Annotated in this window: 24 protein-coding genes, 1 tRNA gene, 1 other RNA gene and 1 pseudogene; 9 read left to right on the forward strand and 18 right to left on the reverse strand. The window is 53.5% G+C overall.

The annotated features are described in order from the left end of the window. Positions 1-34: 34 nt before the first annotated feature. Genes DESPR_RS12255 through DESPR_RS12265 form a run of 3 tightly spaced genes read right to left on the reverse strand, consistent with a single transcriptional unit; the run spans position 35 to position 1,007 of the window. Complete coding sequence (locus tag DESPR_RS12255) at positions 35-244, reverse strand: TraR/DksA family transcriptional regulator (protein ID WP_015725112.1); 210 nt, start codon at positions 242-244, stop codon at positions 35-37. Next, entirely contained in the window at positions 244-426 is a 183-nt protein-coding gene (locus DESPR_RS12260; RefSeq protein ID WP_015725113.1) for a hypothetical protein, read from the reverse strand. The genes DESPR_RS12255 and DESPR_RS12260 overlap by 1 nt, the downstream gene beginning before the upstream one ends. Before the next feature lie 35 nt (positions 427-461). After that, the gene (locus DESPR_RS12265) at positions 462-1,007 is read right to left on the reverse strand and encodes a glycoside hydrolase family 108 protein (RefSeq protein ID WP_015725114.1); all 546 of its coding nucleotides are present in this window, start codon (positions 1,005-1,007) and stop codon (positions 462-464) included. Between the two features lie 474 nt (positions 1,008-1,481). Here DESPR_RS12265 and DESPR_RS12270 point away from each other — a divergent pair, with 474 nt between their 5' ends. Genes DESPR_RS12270 through DESPR_RS12290 form a run of 5 tightly spaced genes read left to right on the forward strand, consistent with a single transcriptional unit; the run spans position 1,482 to position 7,204 of the window. Beyond that, complete coding sequence (locus DESPR_RS12270) at positions 1,482-3,665, forward strand: type I restriction-modification system subunit M (RefSeq protein ID WP_218918246.1); 2,184 nt, start codon at positions 1,482-1,484, stop codon at positions 3,663-3,665. Between the two features lie 47 nt (positions 3,666-3,712). After that, complete coding sequence (locus DESPR_RS12275; protein ID WP_015725116.1) at positions 3,713-5,143, forward strand: restriction endonuclease subunit S domain-containing protein; 1,431 nt, start codon at positions 3,713-3,715, stop codon at positions 5,141-5,143. Next, the gene (locus tag DESPR_RS12280; protein WP_015725117.1) at positions 5,140-5,715 is read left to right on the forward strand and encodes a hypothetical protein; all 576 of its coding nucleotides are present in this window, start codon (positions 5,140-5,142) and stop codon (positions 5,713-5,715) included. The genes DESPR_RS12275 and DESPR_RS12280 overlap by 4 nt, the downstream gene beginning before the upstream one ends. Positions 5,716-5,775: 60 nt before the next feature. Continuing rightward, the gene (locus DESPR_RS12285) at positions 5,776-6,678 is read left to right on the forward strand and encodes a hypothetical protein (RefSeq protein WP_015725118.1); all 903 of its coding nucleotides are present in this window, start codon (positions 5,776-5,778) and stop codon (positions 6,676-6,678) included. Between the two features lies 1 nt (position 6,679). Next, the gene (locus DESPR_RS12290) at positions 6,680-7,204 is read left to right on the forward strand and encodes a hypothetical protein (protein ID WP_015725119.1); all 525 of its coding nucleotides are present in this window, start codon (positions 6,680-6,682) and stop codon (positions 7,202-7,204) included. A gap of 118 nt (positions 7,205-7,322) precedes the next feature. On the opposite strand, the gene DESPR_RS12295 is transcribed toward DESPR_RS12290, so the two are convergent. From DESPR_RS12295 to DESPR_RS12330, 9 genes are all read right to left on the reverse strand, one after another. Beyond that, entirely contained in the window at positions 7,323-7,643 is a 321-nt protein-coding gene (locus DESPR_RS12295; RefSeq protein WP_015725120.1) for a Mor transcription activator family protein, read from the reverse strand. Next, the gene (locus DESPR_RS12300) at positions 7,640-8,077 is read right to left on the reverse strand and encodes a regulatory protein GemA (protein ID WP_015725121.1); all 438 of its coding nucleotides are present in this window, start codon (positions 8,075-8,077) and stop codon (positions 7,640-7,642) included. Before DESPR_RS12300 ends, DESPR_RS12295 begins: the two co-directional genes overlap by 4 nt. Continuing rightward, positions 8,064-8,597, reverse strand: coding sequence for a hypothetical protein (locus DESPR_RS12305; RefSeq protein WP_015725122.1), 534 nt, complete (start codon positions 8,595-8,597; stop codon positions 8,064-8,066). Before DESPR_RS12305 ends, DESPR_RS12300 begins: the two co-directional genes overlap by 14 nt. Positions 8,598-8,602: 5 nt before the next feature. Further along, positions 8,603-8,670: hammerhead ribozyme type II (locus DESPR_RS17985), an RNA gene on the reverse strand. A gap of 4 nt (positions 8,671-8,674) precedes the next feature. After that, positions 8,675-9,460, reverse strand: coding sequence for a DUF3164 family protein (locus DESPR_RS12310; RefSeq protein ID WP_015725123.1), 786 nt, complete (start codon positions 9,458-9,460; stop codon positions 8,675-8,677). Then, positions 9,435-9,797: a hypothetical protein gene (locus tag DESPR_RS12315; RefSeq protein WP_015725124.1), complete on the reverse strand. Its 363-nt coding sequence runs from the start codon at positions 9,795-9,797 to the stop codon at positions 9,435-9,437. The genes DESPR_RS12310 and DESPR_RS12315 overlap by 26 nt, the downstream gene beginning before the upstream one ends. Further along, complete coding sequence (locus tag DESPR_RS12320) at positions 9,794-10,378, reverse strand: hypothetical protein (RefSeq protein ID WP_015725125.1); 585 nt, start codon at positions 10,376-10,378, stop codon at positions 9,794-9,796. Before DESPR_RS12320 ends, DESPR_RS12315 begins: the two co-directional genes overlap by 4 nt. 3 nt (positions 10,379-10,381) lie before the next feature. Next, positions 10,382-11,113, reverse strand: coding sequence for an AAA family ATPase (locus tag DESPR_RS12325; RefSeq protein ID WP_015725126.1), 732 nt, complete (start codon positions 11,111-11,113; stop codon positions 10,382-10,384). Between the two features lie 65 nt (positions 11,114-11,178). Beyond that, positions 11,179-13,044, reverse strand: coding sequence for a Mu transposase C-terminal domain-containing protein (locus tag DESPR_RS12330; RefSeq protein WP_169701606.1), 1,866 nt, complete (start codon positions 13,042-13,044; stop codon positions 11,179-11,181). Between the two features lie 102 nt (positions 13,045-13,146). On the opposite strand from DESPR_RS12330, the gene DESPR_RS18550 reads away from it, so the two are divergent. Then, entirely contained in the window at positions 13,147-13,614 is a 468-nt protein-coding gene (locus tag DESPR_RS18550) for a hypothetical protein (protein WP_169701607.1), read from the forward strand. Positions 13,615-13,623: 9 nt separating this feature from the next. Further along, positions 13,624-13,917, forward strand: a complete 294-nt coding sequence (locus DESPR_RS18555; RefSeq protein ID WP_169701608.1) for a hypothetical protein — start codon at positions 13,624-13,626, stop codon at positions 13,915-13,917. A gap of 26 nt (positions 13,918-13,943) precedes the next feature. Here the strand turns inward: DESPR_RS18555 and DESPR_RS12335 are convergent, their stop codons facing one another. Both DESPR_RS12335 and DESPR_RS12340 read right to left on the reverse strand, forming a co-directional pair. Continuing rightward, on the reverse strand, positions 13,944-14,156 hold the full coding sequence (locus tag DESPR_RS12335; RefSeq protein WP_015725128.1) for a hypothetical protein: 213 nt from the start codon (positions 14,154-14,156) through the stop codon (positions 13,944-13,946). After that, entirely contained in the window at positions 14,153-14,575 is a 423-nt protein-coding gene (locus tag DESPR_RS12340; protein ID WP_015725129.1) for a hypothetical protein, read from the reverse strand. The genes DESPR_RS12335 and DESPR_RS12340 overlap by 4 nt, the downstream gene beginning before the upstream one ends. Before the next feature lie 327 nt (positions 14,576-14,902). Here DESPR_RS12340 and DESPR_RS17990 point away from each other — a divergent pair, with 327 nt between their 5' ends. Further along, positions 14,903-15,649, forward strand: a complete 747-nt coding sequence (locus tag DESPR_RS17990) for an XRE family transcriptional regulator (protein WP_015725130.1) — start codon at positions 14,903-14,905, stop codon at positions 15,647-15,649. A gap of 321 nt (positions 15,650-15,970) precedes the next feature. On the opposite strand, the gene DESPR_RS12350 is transcribed toward DESPR_RS17990, so the two are convergent. From DESPR_RS12350 to tatC, 4 genes and pseudogenes are all read right to left on the reverse strand, one after another. Next, positions 15,971-16,047 (reverse strand) — tRNA-Arg (locus DESPR_RS12350). 164 nt (positions 16,048-16,211) lie between these two features. Next, positions 16,212-17,222, reverse strand: coding sequence for an SDR family NAD(P)-dependent oxidoreductase (locus tag DESPR_RS12355; protein ID WP_043771303.1), 1,011 nt, complete (start codon positions 17,220-17,222; stop codon positions 16,212-16,214). Between the two features lie 53 nt (positions 17,223-17,275). Beyond that, positions 17,276-18,556 carry a class II fructose-bisphosphate aldolase gene (locus DESPR_RS12360; RefSeq protein WP_015725132.1) on the reverse strand — a complete coding sequence of 427 codons (1,281 nt, stop codon included), beginning with the start codon at positions 18,554-18,556 and terminating at the stop codon, positions 17,276-17,278. A gap of 151 nt (positions 18,557-18,707) precedes the next feature. After that, a pseudogene (tatC, locus tag DESPR_RS12365) lies at positions 18,708-19,525 on the reverse strand (twin-arginine translocase subunit TatC). Between the two features lie 166 nt (positions 19,526-19,691). On the opposite strand from tatC, the gene DESPR_RS12375 reads away from it, so the two are divergent. Next, positions 19,692-21,068 (forward strand): sigma-54-dependent transcriptional regulator, encoded by a 1,377-nt coding sequence (locus DESPR_RS12375; protein ID WP_043771306.1) that lies wholly within the window; start codon positions 19,692-19,694, stop codon positions 21,066-21,068. The last annotated feature ends 47 nt before the right edge of the window (positions 21,069-21,115 follow it).

Raw genomic sequence — 21,115 nt, forward strand, 5'->3', positions numbered from 1 at the left:
TGGTCTCCTCCCCCGGCTCCCCGAGGGACAGAATTTATTTTTGTCCCCGGCTTTCTTGTATGCGTTGGCAGCAGATGCACCGGGTGCAGCCCTTGGCCGCCTTCCGTCGTGCATCGGGGATCGGTTCCCCGCAGTCCTCGCACTCCAGGGCCGACTCGCCTTGGGGCCGGGTATCAAGATGGTGTTTGAGGACCATCCGCTGGAACAGCTCCTGGTTCTGCTGGGCGAGATCTCCCTCGTCCATCAGACGGCTTTTTTCTCGATCTTGTGGCCAAGGCCGACCAAACCGAGCCCCAGGACAATGCGTTCCAGGCCGCCCTCGAGGTTGCCGTTGGCGATCTCGACGATCCCGAGAAGCAACAAACCTGCCGCTGCAGCCCAGGTCTTCCATCCGGTCATCATGTTGAGGTTGTTCGCGAAATTCATGGGTGCTCCGTTGGGTTGACATGTACTGTCGGCGCTTAGGTGCGACCGAACACGCCGGGAAAGTCCTCGTGCTGGCTCCAGGCCTTGTAATGAAGGTATTGCTCGCCGTTCTGACAGCGAACCAGGAGGCGCGGCGAACGTTTGCGCAGGCACATCGTGACCGCCTGCAGGGTTTTGGGACCCATGATGCCGTCCACCACCAGGTCCGGGTAGAACCGTTCTCGTGCGTTGAGGGCGTTCAAGGCCCGCTGGAGGAACTTGGTCCCGTTGCCCGGTCCGCAGTTGACCGAAGCTTCGAACAACTCCTCGGCAACTTCCGGACTGACCACGTCGATGTGGTCACAGCTCAGCGGCTGCCAGAACTCGGTGCGGTAGAACTCACGCACCAGATCGGTCAGGCCAGGCGCCAAAGACAAGGCGTGGCCCGCATGCAGGCAAGCGTCGATAATCGGCCAGCCCTCCCAAAGAGGATGCTTGTTGCGGGCGATGCCCATGTAGGTCTCACCACCCTTGTCCTTGGGGTTGTTGCTGTAGCCGCCCTCGTGTTGCAGGGTGGCGGCAAATGCGCGAGCAAAGCTCATGGGGCCTCATCTGGCATGGGGTATCTTTCCTTTAAGGAAGAGGCAGGCCGTGTGGCCCGCCCCTATCCATGGGCAAGGAGAATGCATGGCGTCCAAACCATGTTGACGAGGGAACTATAGAGGAGAGGGCAGACAGCAATAAGTCTGCGCTGGAGCAGTGGTGAAAGTGCAAAATTTTATGATCACCACCCGGTCCGGGGTGATCCGGTTGGTGAAAGTTGACTAGGAAGATGTGGAAGACAGGAGGGGGGACCGGGGCATACGATTGAGGAAGTGCTGATGCAGCGCTATTCGCTCAATTTCGAGGTTGACTTAAAAACGGAGGGCTCAAGTTGAGCAATAGGTAAATTTACCTATTGAGATTCAACGGTTGTCAACGACACTTTCAAGTGGTAGACAATCTCGACCTCATGCCTTTTTTCATGAAAATCAAGAAAACCGTGGTGCGCAGGACTGTTCGAGTACAACACAGAGATGAATGGCAATGCATCAACAAGCCAAGAAAATGGAACGGCGATGACTCAAAAGCTGCAAGAAATAATTAAAGACAGTGCATACAACCTTAGTCAATTCAAGCCTGAACAGATTTCAGCCTTGGAATCCGCAATAAGCATCAAGGGTTCCGGCACAAAAGCAGCTCCCTATGTAACGTGCCTGATGCGAGGCAAACCGATCAAGCTCACTCCGGAAGAAACCATTCGGCAACTCTACCTTATGGTACTCCGTGACGATCTGGGATACCCCGTGAGTCGCATGGCCGTCGAATATGAGGTGACTTTTGGGCGTGAGAAGAAACGTGCCGACATCTGCATCTTTGACAAGGACAAGACCAACACGCCATACATCCTGGTCGAACTAAAAAAACCGAAACTCAAGGACGGCAAGGAACAGCTCAAGAGCTACTGCAACGCCACCGGTGCACCGATGGGCGTATGGACCAACGGACAGCAGATTTCTTACTACCATCGCAGGGACCCAAACTATTTTGAAGACATCCCCGCTATCCCTTCGGCCCATGAAAAACTGTCGGACATCCTCTCCGAGCGCTGGACGATCGATGACCTGATTAAACTCGACAAACTGGTCAACGAGAAAAAGTCCCTGAAAGACCTGATCCTCGAAATGGAAGACGAGGTGCTCGCCAACGCGGGCGTGGACGTGTTCGAGGAGATGTTCAAGCTCATTTTCACCAAACTCTATGATGAGTTGGAAGGCGGGCGCGACAAGAAGCGCCATCTAGTTTTCAAAAACTACGGCGACACCGAAACCGAACTCAAGGCCAAGATTCAGGATCTGTTTGACAAGGCTTGCGCCAAATGGGAAGGCGTTTTCCCGGAGAACGTTAAGATAGACCTCACCCCGAGCCACCTGGCAGTGTGCGTTTCTTCCCTGGAAAAGGTCAAGCTGTTCAATTCCAACCTGGAAGTAGTCGATGAGGCGTTCGAATACCTCATCAACAAGTCCAGCAAGGGTGAAAAGGGTCAATATTTCACTCCGCGCTATGTCATCGACATGTGTGTGAAGATGCTCAATCCGCAAGCGCATGAAACCCTGATCGATACGGCCGCCGGGAGTTGTGGCTTTCCTGTACATGGTATCTTTTATGTCTGGGAACAGATCATGAAAGAAGAAGGGCTCGCAAAGAGTCATCTCTTCACCACGGATAAAAAGCCCGCGCGTTGTGAGGACTATGTCCGCGACAAGGTTTTTGCCATCGACTTTGATGAAAAAGCCGTACGTGTTGGCCGGACACTCAATCTGATCGCCGGTGACGGCCAGACCAACGTGCTGCACCTCAACACCCTGGACTACGAACGCTGGGACGAAAAAACCAGCGACGAAACCTGGATAGATATTTACGGCGAAGGCTGGAAGAAACTGCGCAAGCTACGGCTTGATAAAACCAGCAACCGGGATTTCGGTTTTGATGTACTGATGGCCAACCCGCCCTTTGCCGGTGATATCAAAGAAACCAGAATCCTGGCCAAGTACGACCTGGCCCGCTCGGTACGCCTCGACAAAATCGGCAAGGTAGACCCAAAGGACAAGAACATCGTCACCGCGCATGATCGTGCCCCCAGTTTCACCGAAGCCCTGCATGCCAGCCATGAGGTCATTTATCAAATGGCCGATGGTACCTACCGCAAGGTCAAGGTCAAGAACCAGAACAAGGTTGGCCGCGATATCTTGTTCATCGAGCGGAATCTCAATTTTCTCAAACCTGGCGGCCGCATGGCGGTGGTACTGCCACAGGGCCGTTTCAACAACGCCTCGGACAAGGATTTACGGGAATACCTTGCAGCACACTGCCGCATCCTCGCCGTAGTCGGCCTGCACGGTAATGTGTTTAAGCCACACACCGGCACCAAGACCAGCGTACTTTTCGTGCAAAAATGGAATGACGATTCAAAAGCCGGTCCGCTTTGTCCGAGGGTGGATGACTATCCGATCTTCTTCGCCACCATGCGCGAGCCCAGCAAGGATAATTCCGGTGATAAAATCTACCGGCAAGGGCCGGACGGCTCGCCGCTGCTCGACAGCCACGGACACCTCATCGTCAAGCATGATCTATTTAATCACGATGGCTTGACCGAGGATGGTATCGCCGATGCCTTTATCGAGTTTGCCAAGAAAGAGGGCCTCAGTTTTTTTCTCTAAGCCCCTTCGACAAGGCGCAGTATGAGCGCCTGTTGGAGGGGCTTGAAGTGAGCGAAATTCAGTTTTCCGAAGCGCTATCCGGAACAAAAACGTCACGCATCGACCCTGAGTATTTCAATAGAGCAGCCACCAAAACCCTGAAAATGATAAAGGGGACATTGCGGCTAGGGGATCTTGTTCAAGATGGTTATCGGGTCGTCTATGAAACCACAGAGGCCATCGATCGGGAAGAAGGGGAACGCCTAGGCCTGCCCTATTTTCTGCAAAGCGCTGACATATCGACACCTTTCATCAATGCCAAGTCTATGGTTTGTGTAGCCCTTTCGGATTGGGAACGCTACCCAAAGGGGCGCATTATTCCCGGGGAGCTGCTTATCGAAGTCAAAGGCAAGGCAGAGAAGATCGCTTTGGTTCCCGATGATTTTCCCAAAAATACGCTTGTGACAGGGACCTGTTTCAAGCTTACAACCAAGCAACGCGTCGATCAGTATTTCTTAGCAAGTTATCTTACTTGCCGTTACGGCCAAGCCCTTAAAGATCGGCTAAAAAGCAACTTGCTTGTAAGCTATATCGCAAAAGATGATCTTTACCGACTTCCCATCCCAGACCTCTCCCCTGAGATTAAGCTCAAGATTAAGTTTTGTTTTGACCGGTGCTTCGAGGCGCATGAAGAAGCTCAATCTTTAATGGACGAGGCCGAAACCACGCTCCTTCGCGCACTCGGCTTAGAAAATTGGCAAGCTCCAGAATCTTTGAGCTATGTCCGCAACAGCCGCGATGCATTTGCTGCCGGGCGACTGGATGCAGAGCATTTTCAAGAGAAGTATTATGCGGCAAAAACAGCCTTGATTAAAGCAGGCGCCAAGTGTTTTATCCCTTTCCCTGAACTGTTGGAGTCTTTGACAAACGGGCATACCCCTCTACGTCACGATTTGAGCAAGGGTGAAGTTCCGTTCCTATGTGCAGAACACGTTAACGATTTCAATATCAAATTTGACAGTGAGAAACGTATCCTTCTTGAGCACCATGGAAAAGAACTAGCACGCACAGCCGTTCACGATGGTGATGTATTGCTCACTATCAAAGGAAGAATTGGAAATGCGGCTATCGCAGAAAACGTACCGGGAGCAGTCAACATCAATCAAGACGTTGCCCTACTTCGCCTCAATGAAACATTGCCTATTTGGTATATTGTTGCCTACTTGAATTGCCGTTTTGGAAAATTACAATCTGAAAAAATGGCAACAGGAGCCATTAATCCCTTCCTTGGTCTTTTTAGTGTCCGTCGGTTTGAAGTCCCTGAATTTGAATATGAGACTATGCAAGAGATTGCCGACAGTACCCAATCGCTCGTTAAGTCGTCCCGCTCTGCTTGGCAAAAGGCATCTCAGTTTCTCGACACGGCTAAGCGTGCTATTGAAATTGCCATCGAAGAAAACGAAACAGCCGCGATGGCATATCTGGAGGGGGCTGTATGAGCGGAGACTACTATAAAGAGTGGCGTGCAAAGGCCGAGGTTGATTATTTCCCGCAATTGGTAGTTTTATGGCTTTCAACCAATTCGTGGTACCGATCTCACTACTCCGAAATCACAACCAAGCGCGACCGTGACTTTCTCAACAAGCTTCGAGACGATCACAGCACCAGGAACAAGCTTTTTACGAGGTTTGATAGGCTGCTCGGGTCTGCTGGCACCAAAGATCATGCCGAACTGATCAGTGTCATCGAAGCGCTCTCATTCGCTTTAAATAGCGCTTTGCTCCTTTGGGAAGAGAATAAGGGCGACAGCGTAATCACCTTCGAAAACTGCCTGCTAGCGCTGAATCCCAAAATGTACGGCAGTCTCGTTGTCAAGAAGCGAGCGCCAGGTATCCGCATCAGCGACACACTCAAGCTTACCGATGACAAATCTTCTCTTTTTAATGGGCTGCTTGAGATAATTTACCAGATCCGCTGCCACCTGGTTCATGGCCAACTGGAACCAAATAACGAGAACCATGAAGTGGTGAAGCATTGTTATCGTTTGCTGCATCTACTGATGCAGATTTAAAACGGAAAAGATTCTGACTGCATTTCTCCACCCCCAAATCCTTCTATCAACGAGCAAGAAATGGAAATAACCGTTCAGGCTTTTGAACTGAAAACAGGAAAAGGAATTTCTCTCCAGCATTTTGGTGACCACCTCAAAACTCTGTCGGTGTCGTCTGTGAAGAACAGGTACATCTATGTTGATCGGACAGATGGATGGTGGCACGGTTTGCTGTTGACGGCTCGAAATATAAAAGCCTTTGCACGGATGGAACGACAGGGGGGACGGGTTATTTTAAGCCCGGAATCTATTAAAAATGGGGAACTTGCACATTTTAATTTTTTCTTAGTGCACGAAAAGTTTGGGAGAGGATTATATCAGTATTATCACGGATCATCCTCTGTCCATGGATTTGCACAAGTATTGAAGCAACATTATAATGGATTTAAAAAGCAGTGTATCGAGAGAGATTGCCTTGCTGAAAATATTTTGGCAGATTCACCGCCGAAGAAAATAACTAAACGTTATGCCGGTTATCTGGTTTACCAGCTTGTTTTACGCAGAAAATCGTTCGAAGCTCTCATGAAAGAGCTTAGAGGAGTAAGAAAAGTCTCACTTCAGTTTGTTGAATATGAACCTCATCAGAGATTGTTTAGATCGCTTGCAGGCAAAGCGAAGGCAGTGCAACACAACCTTACATTTGGCAATAAATATGACGGATCCATCAGAGATGATCTAGTAGAGTTGGCAAACACCGATATTTTGAAGACATTGAGCGGAGTAGGTATTGACGATAACGATGTCGAACGGCGTTTTCGTTTACTGAATGAGCCTGAATCGCTTGGCAATTTCGATTTTAACGATATTGTCCTTTCAACTGAGTTCGACTCGGAAGATGTTCATTCGAGTCTTGAGCGAGCGCCTGTCCTCTCAAAAATGAAAACGATAGCCGAATCTGACAATTGGTTGATGGGTAAAATATAAAATGGTCACTTTTATTCCATACATAGCGACTATTTTTGTATCCATTTGTTGTTGGTTTGCCCTGTTCAATTTACCTGATACGAATCGATTTTCTTGCCTCTACGATACAAAACTTCAGCTTGTTTTCTTTACTGCATTTCTCACTGTTGGCAGTTTTCTTCTGGCAATGAAGGCTTTTATCCTGATTCGGATCCGGGATGATATTTATCGCCACGAAAAGTATAAAGAACGATATCTACTACAGTATGATAATCAGTATAAGGGAGATTATTATAAAGGGTTACTCGATCTGGGCAATTTGCTTGTTGTCAGTGTTGCCGGAGCCTTCTTTACGTCAATCGCTCAAATAACTATCGGATTCAGCAAAATATACCCTATAAAATGCATTGCTCCGTCACTTGTTGGCGGGATGCTCGTCCTCGTGTTGTTTGACTGGCTTTTTGTTTATCTCAATTTACGAGACTGGTTCGAATTTATCGAATCCGACATAGAGAAAGAATTGAAGGAAAAGAAAGAAACTCTTTGAGGAATGTTCATTACGCAGAGCCGTAGTTCAATTTCACACCTCACCTAAAACATTAACAATTGTGCGCTCAAACTCTGCTCCACTGATTCAGAGCGCCAATACCTTCAGCCTTGATTCCTCAAAACAACCGCAACTGCCGTCCATCCGACCGCCCCAATATATTCCAGATCTGCCGTTCCTGGAGCCCATACTTGCGGGCCAACTCAACCCCCGAATACTTACCCGTATCATAGTCGCTGCGAATACACCGGTCCCGCCAACTACGAGTCCAGGTCTTCCAGCCGTAGATTCGCACCGGGGTGCCGTCAAAGCGTTGGGCCAACTTGAGGGCGTTGCCAATGCCGATCAGCTCGGCAATGGTCCGCATGTCGCCGTTCAATTCCTCCAGCCGGGGCCAGGCATCCGGCGGCAGATCGATGATTTCGTGGGGCCTGCTCACTTCTTTTGCGTCCCTTGCGTCTTCAACCGATGCTCCAGATCGGTGATCAGGATATGCAGAGCCTTGCTGTCCTCGAGCCACTCAAACCGATCCACGCCGAACTGCTTTTTCACCCTGGCGTGGATTTTGTTGATGTCGTAGCCCAAGGCGTGCCACAAAGCCAGCACCTTGCGTTGCTGCTTTGCCGCTGGGCCGGGCTTGATTTCCAGATACTGGCCATCGGTTTTTCGTTGTTGCTTTTGCCCATCAAAGCGTGGCTGCCAGCCCTTGGCTTTGAATAGATTGATCAGATCCCTGGCTTGCCGCTCGTTCAGTTCCTTGGCCGAGTCCACCTGAAAATAGTGATGAAGAATATCGCGGTAGGCTTCGTCGGTCAGGGCCAGTTCCTTCTTGGCAATGTGGATCCGGGCCAATGCACTGTTACTTGGCGTCATGTGGCTCTCCATACTGGGCAAGGTATTTACGCATGATCTCGCTCATGCCTTCATCTGTTGGCTGCCGGCACACCCTGTGGCTTCCATCGACCTCTTCTCTCCGCACCTGCTGCTCGTTCCGGGCATCGGCCTGGTCGGCCATTTGATACACAATGGTGCGAAGATAGTTGTGATTCTTCATCGGCAAGGTCAGGCTGGCGGCCTGCTCGAGCATCCGCTCCATGCCCAGCACCCATAACGATGGCGGACAAGGCCGATCAACCTTGCCCTGTTGCGAGACAAAACCTTTGCCGACCAACGCCAGCAATTCCCTGGTCAACCGCTCGCTTTTCGAGGGTTGCAGAGTGCAGCCGGAGGCCGGACGGAACAGGGAGAGATAGCGCAGGTAGGGTTTCTGCACCTCATGGGGCAGATCGGCAAAAAGGGCCAGGAAAGGGCCGAACTGTGCATCGTCCAGAAAGCAGGTAATCGGTGCCTTGTAGCCGCACCGGTGGCATCGTCCGTCATGGGGCATGGTCATAATTTATTATGCTGCTCATCAGACCCGGAGCGCAACCTCCGGATGATCCCGGCCAGTGGCCGGGATTTCGCATTTTTTCACGCAATCCCAGAAAAATCCAAGTTCACCTGCCGGTACTCGCCCTTTTCATCGCGCTCATACACCCGGTAATAGGTGCAGGATCCGGTCACCGTGATCGCGTCCCCGATGGCCTCCATGGCCTTGATCCAGGTGGGGTGCTTGATATCCAGCTTGCGCAACCCGAGGATCCGCTTGGTGTTGATCTTGCCCTTTTTGTCGACCTGAAAGGCAGCTTCGATGAGGGTGCGCACCTCAGAACCCGAGTCCTTGGTCCACTCGCGGAGACACTCGTCGATCAGGGCCTTGGCGGCCTGAAGCCGTTCATCGAAATCCAGCCGCTCGGATACGTCCCGCAGCACCTTGTAACGGCCGTCAAAGGAAACCAGGTTGATGTTGCCCTTGACCCCGCCGAGGGTGACCCCGTACTTCTCGGCGGAAAGGTCGAGAAAAGCCTCCAGGTCGGTGGCCAGCTGTTTCTTGAATGTGGTTACCGTGGCGGCCAGATCCTTGGCCTTGTGCACCACCTCCTTGACGAACTCGTCCCGGGCCAGGTCGATCTCCTTGATCGACTCGATCGGCACCAGGTGGCCCACCGCGTTCCGCATGTAGCCGTCGGGTATTGCCTGCATGGTCTTTCCTCCGTAAACAGTTAGGACTTTTTCGCTGATCGCCTCCAGGGATCCGCTGTAATTATTGTTCAGCACCTGGGAGATGGCGGCCGGGCTATACCCCAGCTTGCCGGCCACCGATGCCTGGCTGCCTTCAATCTGGACTGCTCTACGCAGCAAGCTGATCCAGTCCATGGCCTTTGCTCTTGGTCTGGGTTCTAAAGGTATGCATTTCCCGGTAGTCATTGAGTTTCTTGACCGCCAGCTCCGCCGCCATGCCGATGGACAGCAGCGCCTTATGATCGGGAGATGGCCCGGCCTCCTCGATCAGCTCATGCACTCGAAGCAGCTGGGTGATGGCATCGGTCCGAAAGCCGCTGAGGATCTTGTCCGAGGTCAGTTCCACCTGCAGGGCCTTGGTGGTTCGCATGATGGACAGCAGGTCGATGTTGTCGCCCAGAGTACCAATGCGCAGGTTGTGCACGTTCTTGCTGATCTCCGCCAAGCTCCGATTGATCCGTAATGCGTTCATTCTCCTTCCTCCATGGTGGTGATGGCGTCCCGGGCCTTGGACAGGGCCTCGCTTGCCGATTGTAAACTCTGTATGGTTTGGTCGATCGCGTTGATCGCTTCGCGTTTCTTTCTTTGCCGGAGTTCGCGCAGCTTGGCCGCCTTGGCGTCATCCACCGGCATATCGACGGTATCGTTGATCAATTGCCAGGTTGCGGGCAGGCCAGGCTGCTGCTGTTTTCGCACCACCTCCCGCTTGGCCAGGGTGGCCAGCCACTCCCGGGCGTAGTCCTTGGAGACCTCGGCCATGACCATCATGTCCTCCACCGTCACCCGTTTGCGCATGCGCAGGATCTGCCACATCACTTGGCGCTTGTCCGGTTGCTTGAACGCCTTCACCGGGCCATACACCCCCTGGCGGAACCGCTGTAATCTTCCGGCCAGGTGCAGATCGCTCAGGGTATTGAGCATCCGCTTATATTCCACCCTGGTTTTCAATCCGAGCTGCAGGGCAATGGCCTCGGTCGTCACTTCACCGTTGTTCCCGGCCGCCAGTTGCCATGCTGTCTCCAGCACTGTCCGCGAAAAAGATTCATGTGCCATGGCTCACCCCTGCAAGCCGCACTTGCAGGCAATGGCGGCCAGTTCGGCGTCCACCTCGCCGGTCCGGCGCAAGCTGGTGGCGGCATGGGCTAGGTTGATGGTGTCGCGGCGGACGATCCGCAGATCGCCGCCGGCGGCCCGGTGCATGATCTCGGCCGCCGGGGTGCTCAGCTGCAGTCCGGTGCACTGGCTGACATACATGACCACATCCGAAGGGCTCACCGGCTCGAACTCCATGGCCCGATAGGTGCGCGACCAGACTCTCCGGTTTTGTTTCATCAGGTGCGGCAACTCCTCTTCACCGATCAGGACCACGATGCCGCCGGTGATCTTGACCAGGTCGCGGATGATCTCGAGAAACTTCTGGCCGAACCGCTCGATTTCGTCGATGAATACCGGTTGGTTGTTCGTGGTCATGGCCTCGATGATGGCATCGAAGCACCGGCCCCTGCGGCTGGGGATCTGGCGGATACCGAACTCCCGGCAGAGCTTCTGCAAAAAATCCAGCTCCGACCAGATCGACACCGTCTCGATATAGACACAGCCGTTTCGGGCCGCCCAGGTCTGGACAGTGCGGGTCTTACCCCGTCCGGCCCGGCCCCAGATGCAGCCCAACCGCTCGTCGCCTTCGCCTGCCCCGCCCTTGCCGATCATCAACCCCTGCATCAGGGTGTCGAACGATCGCACGTTTTTGGTCTGGACAAAAACCGGTTTGAATTTTACTGTTTCAGCCATAGGTCATTCTCCCCTGTGATCTATTCTTGGGTTGGATGAGGCCGGTGTTCCCGCACCGGCCTTTTTTATTGTCCGCTGACCGCCTTGCGCCACATCAGGCCGTATTTGATTCGGCACGACTCCCAGTATTCCGGAAAATTGCGGTAGGGGTCGGTCTTCTCGAAGAAGGTCATGAAGTCGTTCCACTCTTGGGTGAGTTCCATGCCCTGGGCGCTCATTTCGATCAATCGTTCGTAGCGATCTGAATCGTTCAACCGCATCAGCTCCTCTTCCAGGGCTTTGGCGACCGCCTCCTGTTGCAACCGTGTGGCCTCTTCCACTTCCCGGCGAAGTTTCTCGGCATCCAGGCTGATCATTTTGCAGTTGGACGTGTCGATGGTCTGGATTTCACCGTTCAGCACCCCGATCTCGGCCATCTGCCGGCGGTGCTCGGGCAGGATCTCGTCCTTGAGCAGAGACCGGGCCGAGGCCGAGGCCTGTTTTTCCTGGTTCTTCTTCAGGGCGATGTGCTGGCGCAGTTTTTCCTTATCTCCCTCGTTACCCAGCTGGGCTGCCGCCGGGTGCACCTTCTCCACCGGGGTGGCCTCGCAGATCAGTTCGCCCTGTTGATCGAGCACCCAGATCGAGCTGGTATCCTGGAGGTCATAGCGGATGGACACTTTATGCCGGCGGCCATAGAGGGCTGGGTGGTAGTAGTTCTGGCCCCGGAAGGTGATACCGTTGCGGTGGATGGTCTTGATTTCCAGGCTCATCATCAGCCAGATCAGCTCGGTCTTATCGACACCCGGCCCCTTGCCCTCGACAAAGACCTCCATCGGGTTCCTGCCGTTCAGGTGGCCCCGTTGGGGCCGCTTGGCGTACTCATCGAACCAGAAGGCGATCAGGGTGTGGGCCTCTTCCAGGCTAAGGCAGCGGCTGCCAAACTGCTGCTCGTGGATTGTGCGGTGCAGTTTCTCCCCTCGCAGCATCCGGGGCGGCTTATGCTCGATGCTGGTCCCGGTATAGCCGGGGACCAGTCGTTCCAGTTCGGCAAAGGAGCCGAAGAACCGTTCGACCGTCTTCGATTGGCCGTGATAGGGCCAGGCATAGATGGTCTGGCAGCCCATGCGTTCATAGAGGCCGGCATATCCTGCCTCGTCGAAGTTCTGGGAGCCCTTGAAAAACCTGGCCTTGAAGGCTCGGCCGTTGTCCAGGTAAACCACCCGGGGATACTTGCCCAGCCGCAGGACCGCTCGGCGCAGCGCACTGGAAATGGCGGCCGTGTTCTCGGTCGGCATGATCTCCCAGCCAAGCGGCATGTTGGAGGCCATATCGTAGAACAGGATGAGGGTCATGTGGTTCTGCGGTTTGCCGGTCCAGGGGTTGATGATCTCGAAGTTGAGGTTGTGGCCGTCGGCCACGATCACATCCCCCACGTTCAACAAATTCATGTCGCGCTCGATGTACATCGCGCACTGGTCGTTCCAGGCCTTGGCGCCCTCGCGGGAGAATACCCACAGATGGTGGTTGCGTTCCTTCCAGTGATGGAGCCATCTCCGATAGGTGGCCTCGCTGTGGGTGTTGTCGATGCCCTGCTGTTCCATAACCGCCTTGGCCACGCGGTAGGCCTCCGAGATCCTCGGCCGGTTGGGCCGGAGCACGCAGCGGAGGAAGATCTCGGTCTGCTGTTCCGTCAATCCACACTTGCCTCGTAGATGGGCGCCACGCTTATCGGCCAGGAAGAAGCAGTCATTGCCATGTTTGCGCACCTTGACTGACCAACTCTCGATGGTCTTCCAGCTTACCGGTCCAAGTTGTTCGTAGAGGTGCGGCCAGGTCAGGCCGGAGTTGTATGCCTGCTCGAATTTCACCCGCGCTTGGGTTTTGTCGCCCCAGTCAGCGGTGGCCAGTGCCCGATTGTACAAGGCGAGCAAGGCAGCCTTGTGCTGCATTTTCTCCTCCATGCGTTTGGTCATCGGAGGTGGAGCAGTCTGTGCGCAGGGTGTGGAGATGGTTGCAGGAAAAAGGGAAACCGGGCTGCTTGGTGCCGAAGGTTGCAGGTTGCCGACACTTTGTCGCAAGGCAATGGCTGTTTGCACTGCCTTGGGGAGCCGATCGAGAAGATAGCGTTTCTCTTTGCCGCCTCGAACATCGGTCTCTTGATAGGGCCATTGTTCCTTATTGGCCCTTCGTTGAGCCGATGTCCGGTGGATGCCAAGCGCCTCGGCAATCTCGTTGATTGTTACCTGTTCCATCGTTGTCCCTTGCTTGCAAAAATCCATCTTCGTGCTACTTTGATCATCGAAAAACAACGAATTATCAATATTTCGCGAAAGGATGGAAACATGGAAAAAGAGATCATGACGTCAATCATCACTGCTGGCGCTGCTCTCTCCGGCGTCGCGGTGTCGCAACTCGGCGGCATCGTCCGGTCACTATTCGATAAAAACAACGAACGAACCGTACTGCTGCGGTCAAAGCTCGAAGAGCTGGCGGACAACTTGCACAGGACAACGGAGTAGTTCGATTGGTTGGCGAAGACTGTTTCTGAGAAGGGTGCTCGCCCAGTAACATCAAGTGGAGGTCCCATCTCTGTTGCCACGTCATCCGAGGCCCGCCGCGTTTATGTGCTTTCATTGCTGTACTTTCCATCAATGAGGGAAGAGGCGAGAACACTGCTCAACTCTTCCTACGAGTTTTATCTGCTTATGCAGAGCCTTGATAACTTCGACCCGCAAAAGCTAACCGAGATCACCTCGAATTACCGGGCCGCGAAAAAAGCTTTGGACGACCTCACATCCCTTGAGGCCGAGAAAATCACCTGACATCATTCGGCGCCTGGTTGTATGCATCATGCCGCCTTCTCCATGCTCTTTGGAAGGTCGAGATAGTGTTCCGGGCAGCCCTGATCTTTCAGATATTGGAGAACCTTCCGAAGATTCTTCTTGCCGTCGATGGTCAGTGAAACCGGGGTATGGTTGCGATAACCGAGGGCACGTCTGGCCGATTCGACAGTCATTTGGTGGCGAAGCATCCATATCCGTATCTCGGTCGAGTTCCTCATCCCAGCTCCTCTTCGATCTTCTTCATCTTCTTCCGCAGTGCCTTGGTCTTTTGGTACACCCTGGCCCACTCGAGCAGTTTCACATCCTCGCCTTCGATGACCATTCCACCAAGAGTGGCGACCATCACCGCCATCGGTTGCACCGTGCCCAGGGCTGCACATAAGAGTGATAGTGCCTTGATACCTGGCACCCGGCTGTCGTCTTCCACGTTCAGCCATTTCTCAAACAGGTCCTTGCTCACGCCAGCCTTGCCATTGATGGGCACATTATGTCGGCGGGCCAACTCGTTCATCCGGTCCAACACCTGATCCCGCGACTGGCCGGAGGCCTTCACCGCCTGGTTCAAGGCCTCCTTCACATCGCGGACAACCGTGTGCAGTCCGGAATTGCTGAAGATTGTCAGTTGGGTAGGTGGCAAAGTTCGTGCTCCTGTCCGCCGATGTGGCACTGCGTGTCCTATTTTTGATGACACGCGGACGTTGTAAAAACATCCGGCCTCTGATACTGTCCATTTATGGAACTTTCGTTTCCTTATCGGTCGTGATAGTCGCCCATTTTTGGCAAATTGTCAATGCCAAAAATGGCGCACAGCTTTATTTTGGGCTGATACGCGGGTTTGCTTCACAAAAAATACGATAAATCAGCGTTATAAAGGGAGCGGTGCGTACAGAAAAAACGCACAGCTTTCTGCACAGCTTTCCAAAATTAAGCTGTGCACCGGAATTGATCATTCAAAGGTGGGCGAATGAGTCTTGGAAACAGAATTAAATCCGTCAGAGGAACCCTTTCCCAAAAAGAGTTTAGCGATGTGTGCAAGGTTGGGATTTCTACGCTTAGGCGTTATGAGTCAGGAGTAAACCCTCCTGACTCCGATTTTTTATGCGCTATCGTTGATAATTATAATATCAACCCTATGTGGCTGTTGAGTGGTGAGGGGCCGATGTACCGAGAAAGAAACACGGATCCGCACGGTGCCAGTACTAATTCAACCAGCGCAAAGATACCGCAACGGCCTGTTTATATGGACGATAGCGGCCAAGTAGTCATCCCCCAATGGCAGAATCCCGATCCAGAGATGTTCGATTACATCCCTATGGCGGAAACGCAACTTTCCGCAGGGGGAGGAGCCTTTGTTATCTCGGAAGAGATCGAAGGATATTATGCATTTAGAAAAAGCTGGCTGAGCAGAGTCGCATCCAGCACCAAGAACTTGGTACTCATGCGGGTTCTCGGAGACTCGATGTCGCCAACCATTCAGGAAGACGACACAGTGATGATCGATATCGGGAAAAGATCGATAAAGGAGGGAATGATCTACGCCATCCGCTTTGATTCCACAGTCATGATTAAGCGGTTGGCCTTTCGCCCTGGCGGGCGCATCATGATAATCTCAGACAATCGGCACGAATACGAGCCTTACGAAGCCGACATGAGGGAACTGCACATCATCGGCCAGATCATTTTTTTCTGCCGAACCTTCGCCACCGAATAGAGGTAGTTTCAGCCAGCATTAACTTTCTCGCTCTTGATGCAAAATCCTGCCAATTTCACCCCAAAACCGAAAAGTTTCTTGTTTTAGAAATTTGTCCGCAAAATTTTTTCCAGACGTCCACAAATGCCCATAGCGTTTGGAAAAAGTGCCATAAAAGTATCACCATTCCACGCTATTCAAAGTTTCTGGGTTTATGTGCCCCCCTATACCCCTATATGCAGAATCTCGCGCGAGTTTACAATATACGGGACAGGAGCGGGATAAATTGTCCTAGAAACAAAAAAGCCACTTAGCAAAAACTTGCTAAGTGGCTGATATTACTGGTGAACGAGGCGGGATTCGAACCCGCGACCTTTGGCTTCGGAGGCCAACACTCTATCCAGCTGAGCTACCCGTCCGTAATATATTTATTTTATCACAGTGGCTTAAAACACTTGGCGCACACCGGTGCTTTTTTACCAAAAAGAGCTCCCAATTACCACAAGTATTCTCACTTTCAGCCTTCTTTTCTCTCCAGACGACCGCTGACGCGCAATCCTCTCGAACAGCGGCAGCACAGGGGTCACACCCTGTAATAACGTCGGTACCAATCAACGAAGTTTCTGATTCCCTGTTCAATGGACGTGGACGGTTTGAAACCGACCGCTTGCACCAAGTCGGCCACATCGGCATAGGTTGCGGGAACATCCCCATCCTGGAGCGGAAGAAAATTCTTACGAGCCTTTTTTCCCAGGCAGTCTTCCAGCACTTCGATGTAGCGCATCAGCTTTTCCTTCTTGTTGTTGCCGATGTTATACACCCGCCAGGGGCAATAGCTGGTGGCGGCGTCCGGTTGGTCGCCACTCCATTGCGAATTGGCCGAGGCCACGTGGTCAATAACCCGCACCACCCCTTCGGCAATATCGTCGATGTAGGTGAAATCCCGCTCCATGTTGCCGTTGTTGAACACATTGATCGGCCGGTCTTCGAGAATGGCCTTGGTAAAGAGAAACAAGGCCATATCCGGCCGGCCCCAAGGACCATAGACAGTAAAAAAGCGCAGTCCCGTGGTCGGAATATGAAACAGATGGCTATAGGTATGGGCCATCAGTTCGTTGGCCTTTTTCGAGGCGGCATAGAGGGAAACCGGGTGATCGACATTGTCATGCACCGAAAAGGGCATGCGGGTGTTGGCGCCATAGACCGAACTGGAAGACGCATAGACCAAATGCTTGACGCCGGTGTGGCGGCATCCTTCAAGGATATTGACAAAACCGACCAGATTGGTGTCCACGTAAGAGTGGGGATTGATCAACGAATAGCGTACCCCGGCCTGGGCAGCCAGGTTGACCACCGCATCGAACTGTTCACGGGCAAACAGGGCCGCCGTCCGCTCCCGGTCGGCCATGTCAAACTCGACATGGTGGAAGGCGGCGAAAGCCTGCAACTCGGCCAAGCGGTCCCGTTTGAGTTGCGGATCGTAATAATCGTTGAGATTATCGAGCCCGACAACCGAGCGCCCTTCCGCCAACAGTCGAAGGGTCAAGGCGTGACCAATGAAGCCGGCCGCGCCGGTAACCAATATCTTGTGCAACGCTTTCAATGCCTTCCTCCTCTCTTTCCCGCAGCCTGGAACCACGATCCAGGTCAGTCGTCAAAATTCCCCTGCGGCCCCTTGTCGGTGGACAAGGTGGCGCCCCATTCCCTGATCTTGGCCACGGTCCAGTTCTCGGGCGACTCGATCCGGCCGGTTTTCGGACCGATATCGTAGGAACCGGCCTCAAGTATGGCCTCGACGCCAAAACGGGCGGTGTCTGCGGCATTGAACACTTCCACCAGCATGGTGTAGATAAAATTTTCCACCCGCCGGGCCATCCGTTCACGAATTGCCTTGGGCTGGCCCATGATTTTATTTTCAAACGGCAGGTTCAAGTTCTTGTAATCGCCTGTTTTCCAACCCTTGCTCTCGGCATGGGCGCGCATCGCCTGCCATAGCTCCTCAGTGACACCCTCGCCGGGAATTTTGATAAAATCACCGTTGGCGTCAAGAGCCGCATTGCCATAATCGTTGACTTCCAATCCCCAGGAAACCATTTGCAACGCGGTGGCCACATTGGCCTTGGTGGTGTAGGTCTGGGCGGCGATTGCTCGCAGCCGATCGGAGTTGTTGCCCGAGGTGCCGTGTTGGGCTCCGGACACCGCATAACCGGCCAGCGCCTTGTGGATGTCGGCGGTCAGTTCCACCTGAATTCCTTGGGCGGATGCCTCGATGCCATGGGTCGTGCCGTTGTTGAGTGCGATCCAATCGGGAAAAATATCGTGCGCGTTGAGCCCCTGGATGATGAACAAGGCCTCTTCCTTGGTGGACAGGCCAAGTTTACCTTTGATTTCCCCGACCTCGGTTTCCAGACCGGCCCAAACGGGAACATACTTGGCCAGTTCGATGCTGGCCAGCAGGTTGTCGGCATCGGGCATGTGCGAGGCGTCGATGGCGATTGAAGTGATGCCTGCCTCGAAGATGGTGGGGATTTCGACCGCCGCCACCGGCACATCCTCAGCCTTCTTGATGCCATAGTGATCGGCATGAATAGCCACCGGCACGGTAATGGCCAGCTCGTTGCACAGCGCGTCCACCTGACGGGCAATGTTCCAGTAGTTGACGGGGCAGTAGGCGTTAGCTCCGCCCTCGGATCGGGCAATCTCGATGATGATGGCCGCATGGGCCCGCTGCGCCGCCTGAAGGGCCCCACGGATAATCAAGTGATTTCGACCATTGGCGGCAATGGTCATCGCGCCACCCTTGGCCAGCATCGCGCGGTCGATCACCTTGCCGCTGACGATCAGGGCGCGTGAATGGGGAAACAGGGTGCGAATATTCGGCGGCCGGCCGATCTCCAGGGCTTTTTCAAAATCAGCTATATAGGACATGCGTTCCCTCCTATTGACAATGCATCTGGTTCAAGATTGGGCGTTTTTTCATTCATGCAAACAATACCGCTGCCACACATAAAGTAAACGAGTCCGGCGTGAGTCGGCAAGGACAAATCCATCGTGTTCCGGGGGGGCCTGTTGCTCGCCCTCACAGCGGGCCTCGTTGCTCGTCGCCCTCGCCTTCGGCGTCAAAACCGGCCGGCTTTGCCTCGGTTTTGGACGGAAAACCTGCCAAGGTCGTGCGGGCGAAGAGAACCACCGCGAGGATACTGATTTCGTAGAGCACGATCAACGGTCCGGCCATCAGCAGTTGGTTGACCACGTCCGGGGTGGGAGTCAGGATGGCGGCAAGGACAAAGGCTATCAAGAGCGCATACTTACGGTTCTTTTTCAAGAACGATCCGCTGACCACCCCAATCTTGCCGAGGAAGACCATGAACACCGGCAGCTCAAAAATAACGCCAAAGGCAAACAACAGGCGTAAAGCGAGAGAGAAATACTCGTCGACCGCCGGCATGGGTTCCAGAAAGGCGCTGGAATAGCCGAGCAGAAAGCGAAAAGCCGGGGGAAAGACGACAAAATAGCCGAAGGCTGCGCCGCCGACGAAACAGAGGGTGGAAATCACGGTAAAGGGCACCAGCACCAGCTTTTCGTGGCGATAGAGTCCCGGAGAGATAAATCGCCAAATTTGCGAGAAAATCACCGGGCTAGCCAGGAGAACGCCGCAAACCAGCGCGAGCTTTAGATAAAAAAAAACCCTTCCTGGTACGAGGTGAAGATCAGCGGTTTTCCCGGAGGCAGCACCTTGATCAGCGGGCGAAGAAACCAATCGGCCAACGGCCGGACAAAACTGTAGGCAGCGGCAAAACCGGCGCCCACCGCAGCCAAGGAAATCAGCAGACACGAACGCAACTCGGCCAGATGTTCGGTCAGGGTCTGCTGTTCGAATTGTTCCTGTGTTTCCACGTGCTCTATCCCAACTTCATGATTCAAAAAAATTTTTTCCTTTCTACCCCATCACGCCCTTAAAGTAAACCGATTATGGATAATGTTTGACTTCGGCTTCTCCTTGGGGCTACACTGTCTGATATGTCCAATAGATTGATTTGCAAGGGTTTTTACAACTATGAACATGGCTTCCATTCTTGTTGTCGATGACGAACTGAGCATGCGCGAGTTCCTCAAGATTCTTCTTGAAAAAGAAGGCTATCAGGTAGCGACGGCGGCCGATGGCCAAGCAGCTCTCGAGCGTGCGGAAAAAACCGCCTTTGACCTGGTGATCACCGACATTCGCATGCCCGGCATGAGCGGTTTGGACCTGTTGGCGCGACTCAAGCAACTGCAAGCGGATATCGGGGTGATCATGATTACCGCCTTCGCCTCGCCCGACGATGCGGTGACGGCCATGAAGAGCGGAGCCTTCGACTACATCACCAAACCCTTTAATGTCGACGAAATCAAGACGGTTATCCGGGCCGTGCTGAAAAAAAGGCCGCAGGTCGAAAGCAAAGCTTGCAGCGGCTTTCCCGAGATCATTGGTCAGAGTCCGGAGATGATGAAGATTTTCGACCTGATCACCAAGATCGCGCCGACACCCGCCAACGTGCTCATCTACGGGGAATCCGGGACCGGCAAGGAGCTGGTGGCCAAGGCTATCCACAATCGTTCTCGGGTGGCGAACAACCCCTTTGTGCCCATCACCTGCAGCGCCATTCCCGAAAGCCTGCTCGAAAGCGAGTTGTTCGGTCACGTCAAGGGTTCCTTTACCGGGGCAATTGCCGACAAGGCAGGGCTGTTTCAGCAGGCGGACGGTGGCACCGCCTTTCTTGACGAAATCGGCGAGCTGACGCCAATCATCCAGACCAAGCTCCTGCGTGTCCTCCAGGAGCGGGAATTCATGCCGGTGGGATCGACCAAAACCCGTCAGGTCAATGTGCGGATCATTGCCGCCACCAATCGCATCCTTGAACAGGAAATTATTTCCGGAAAATTCCGCGAGGATCTCTATTACCGTCTGGCCGTGGTTCCCATTCGGGTGCCGCCTCTGCGGGAGCGGCGCGGCGACGTCCCCCTGCTGGTCGATCACTTCCTGAAAAAATATTCGACCTTGCTGGGCAAGGAGATTCAAACCATCAGCTCCTACGGGATGGAGGTGCTGATGCAGTATGATTTTCCCGGCAATGTTCGCGAATTGGAAAACATTATCGAACGGGGCGTCGCGCTCGAATCCTCCAATATCATCCTCCCTGAAAGCCTGATCCTTTCTCTGCACCGCCAGGAAAAAAACAAACCGAAAACGGAAGGGGTTCCCCCACCGCTTTTTGTTGCCGCCCACAACGAAGAGGAACTTTTTGCCCAAGGGCTGGAAGAGATCCTGCAACGGGTGGAGAAGGAAATGATTCTCCATGCCCTGGCCAAGGCCGACAATTCAAAAATGCGGGCGGCTGATCTGCTGAAACTCAGTTTTCGCAGCCTGCGCTACAAGACCAAAAAACACGGTATCGACTGACGGATCTTTTGTCTGCCAGCCGCTGCCGGCGCAACCTCAACCACCGC

Source organism: Desulfobulbus propionicus DSM 2032, from assembly GCF_000186885.1.
GTDB lineage: Bacteria > Desulfobacterota > Desulfobulbia > Desulfobulbales > Desulfobulbaceae > Desulfobulbus > Desulfobulbus propionicus.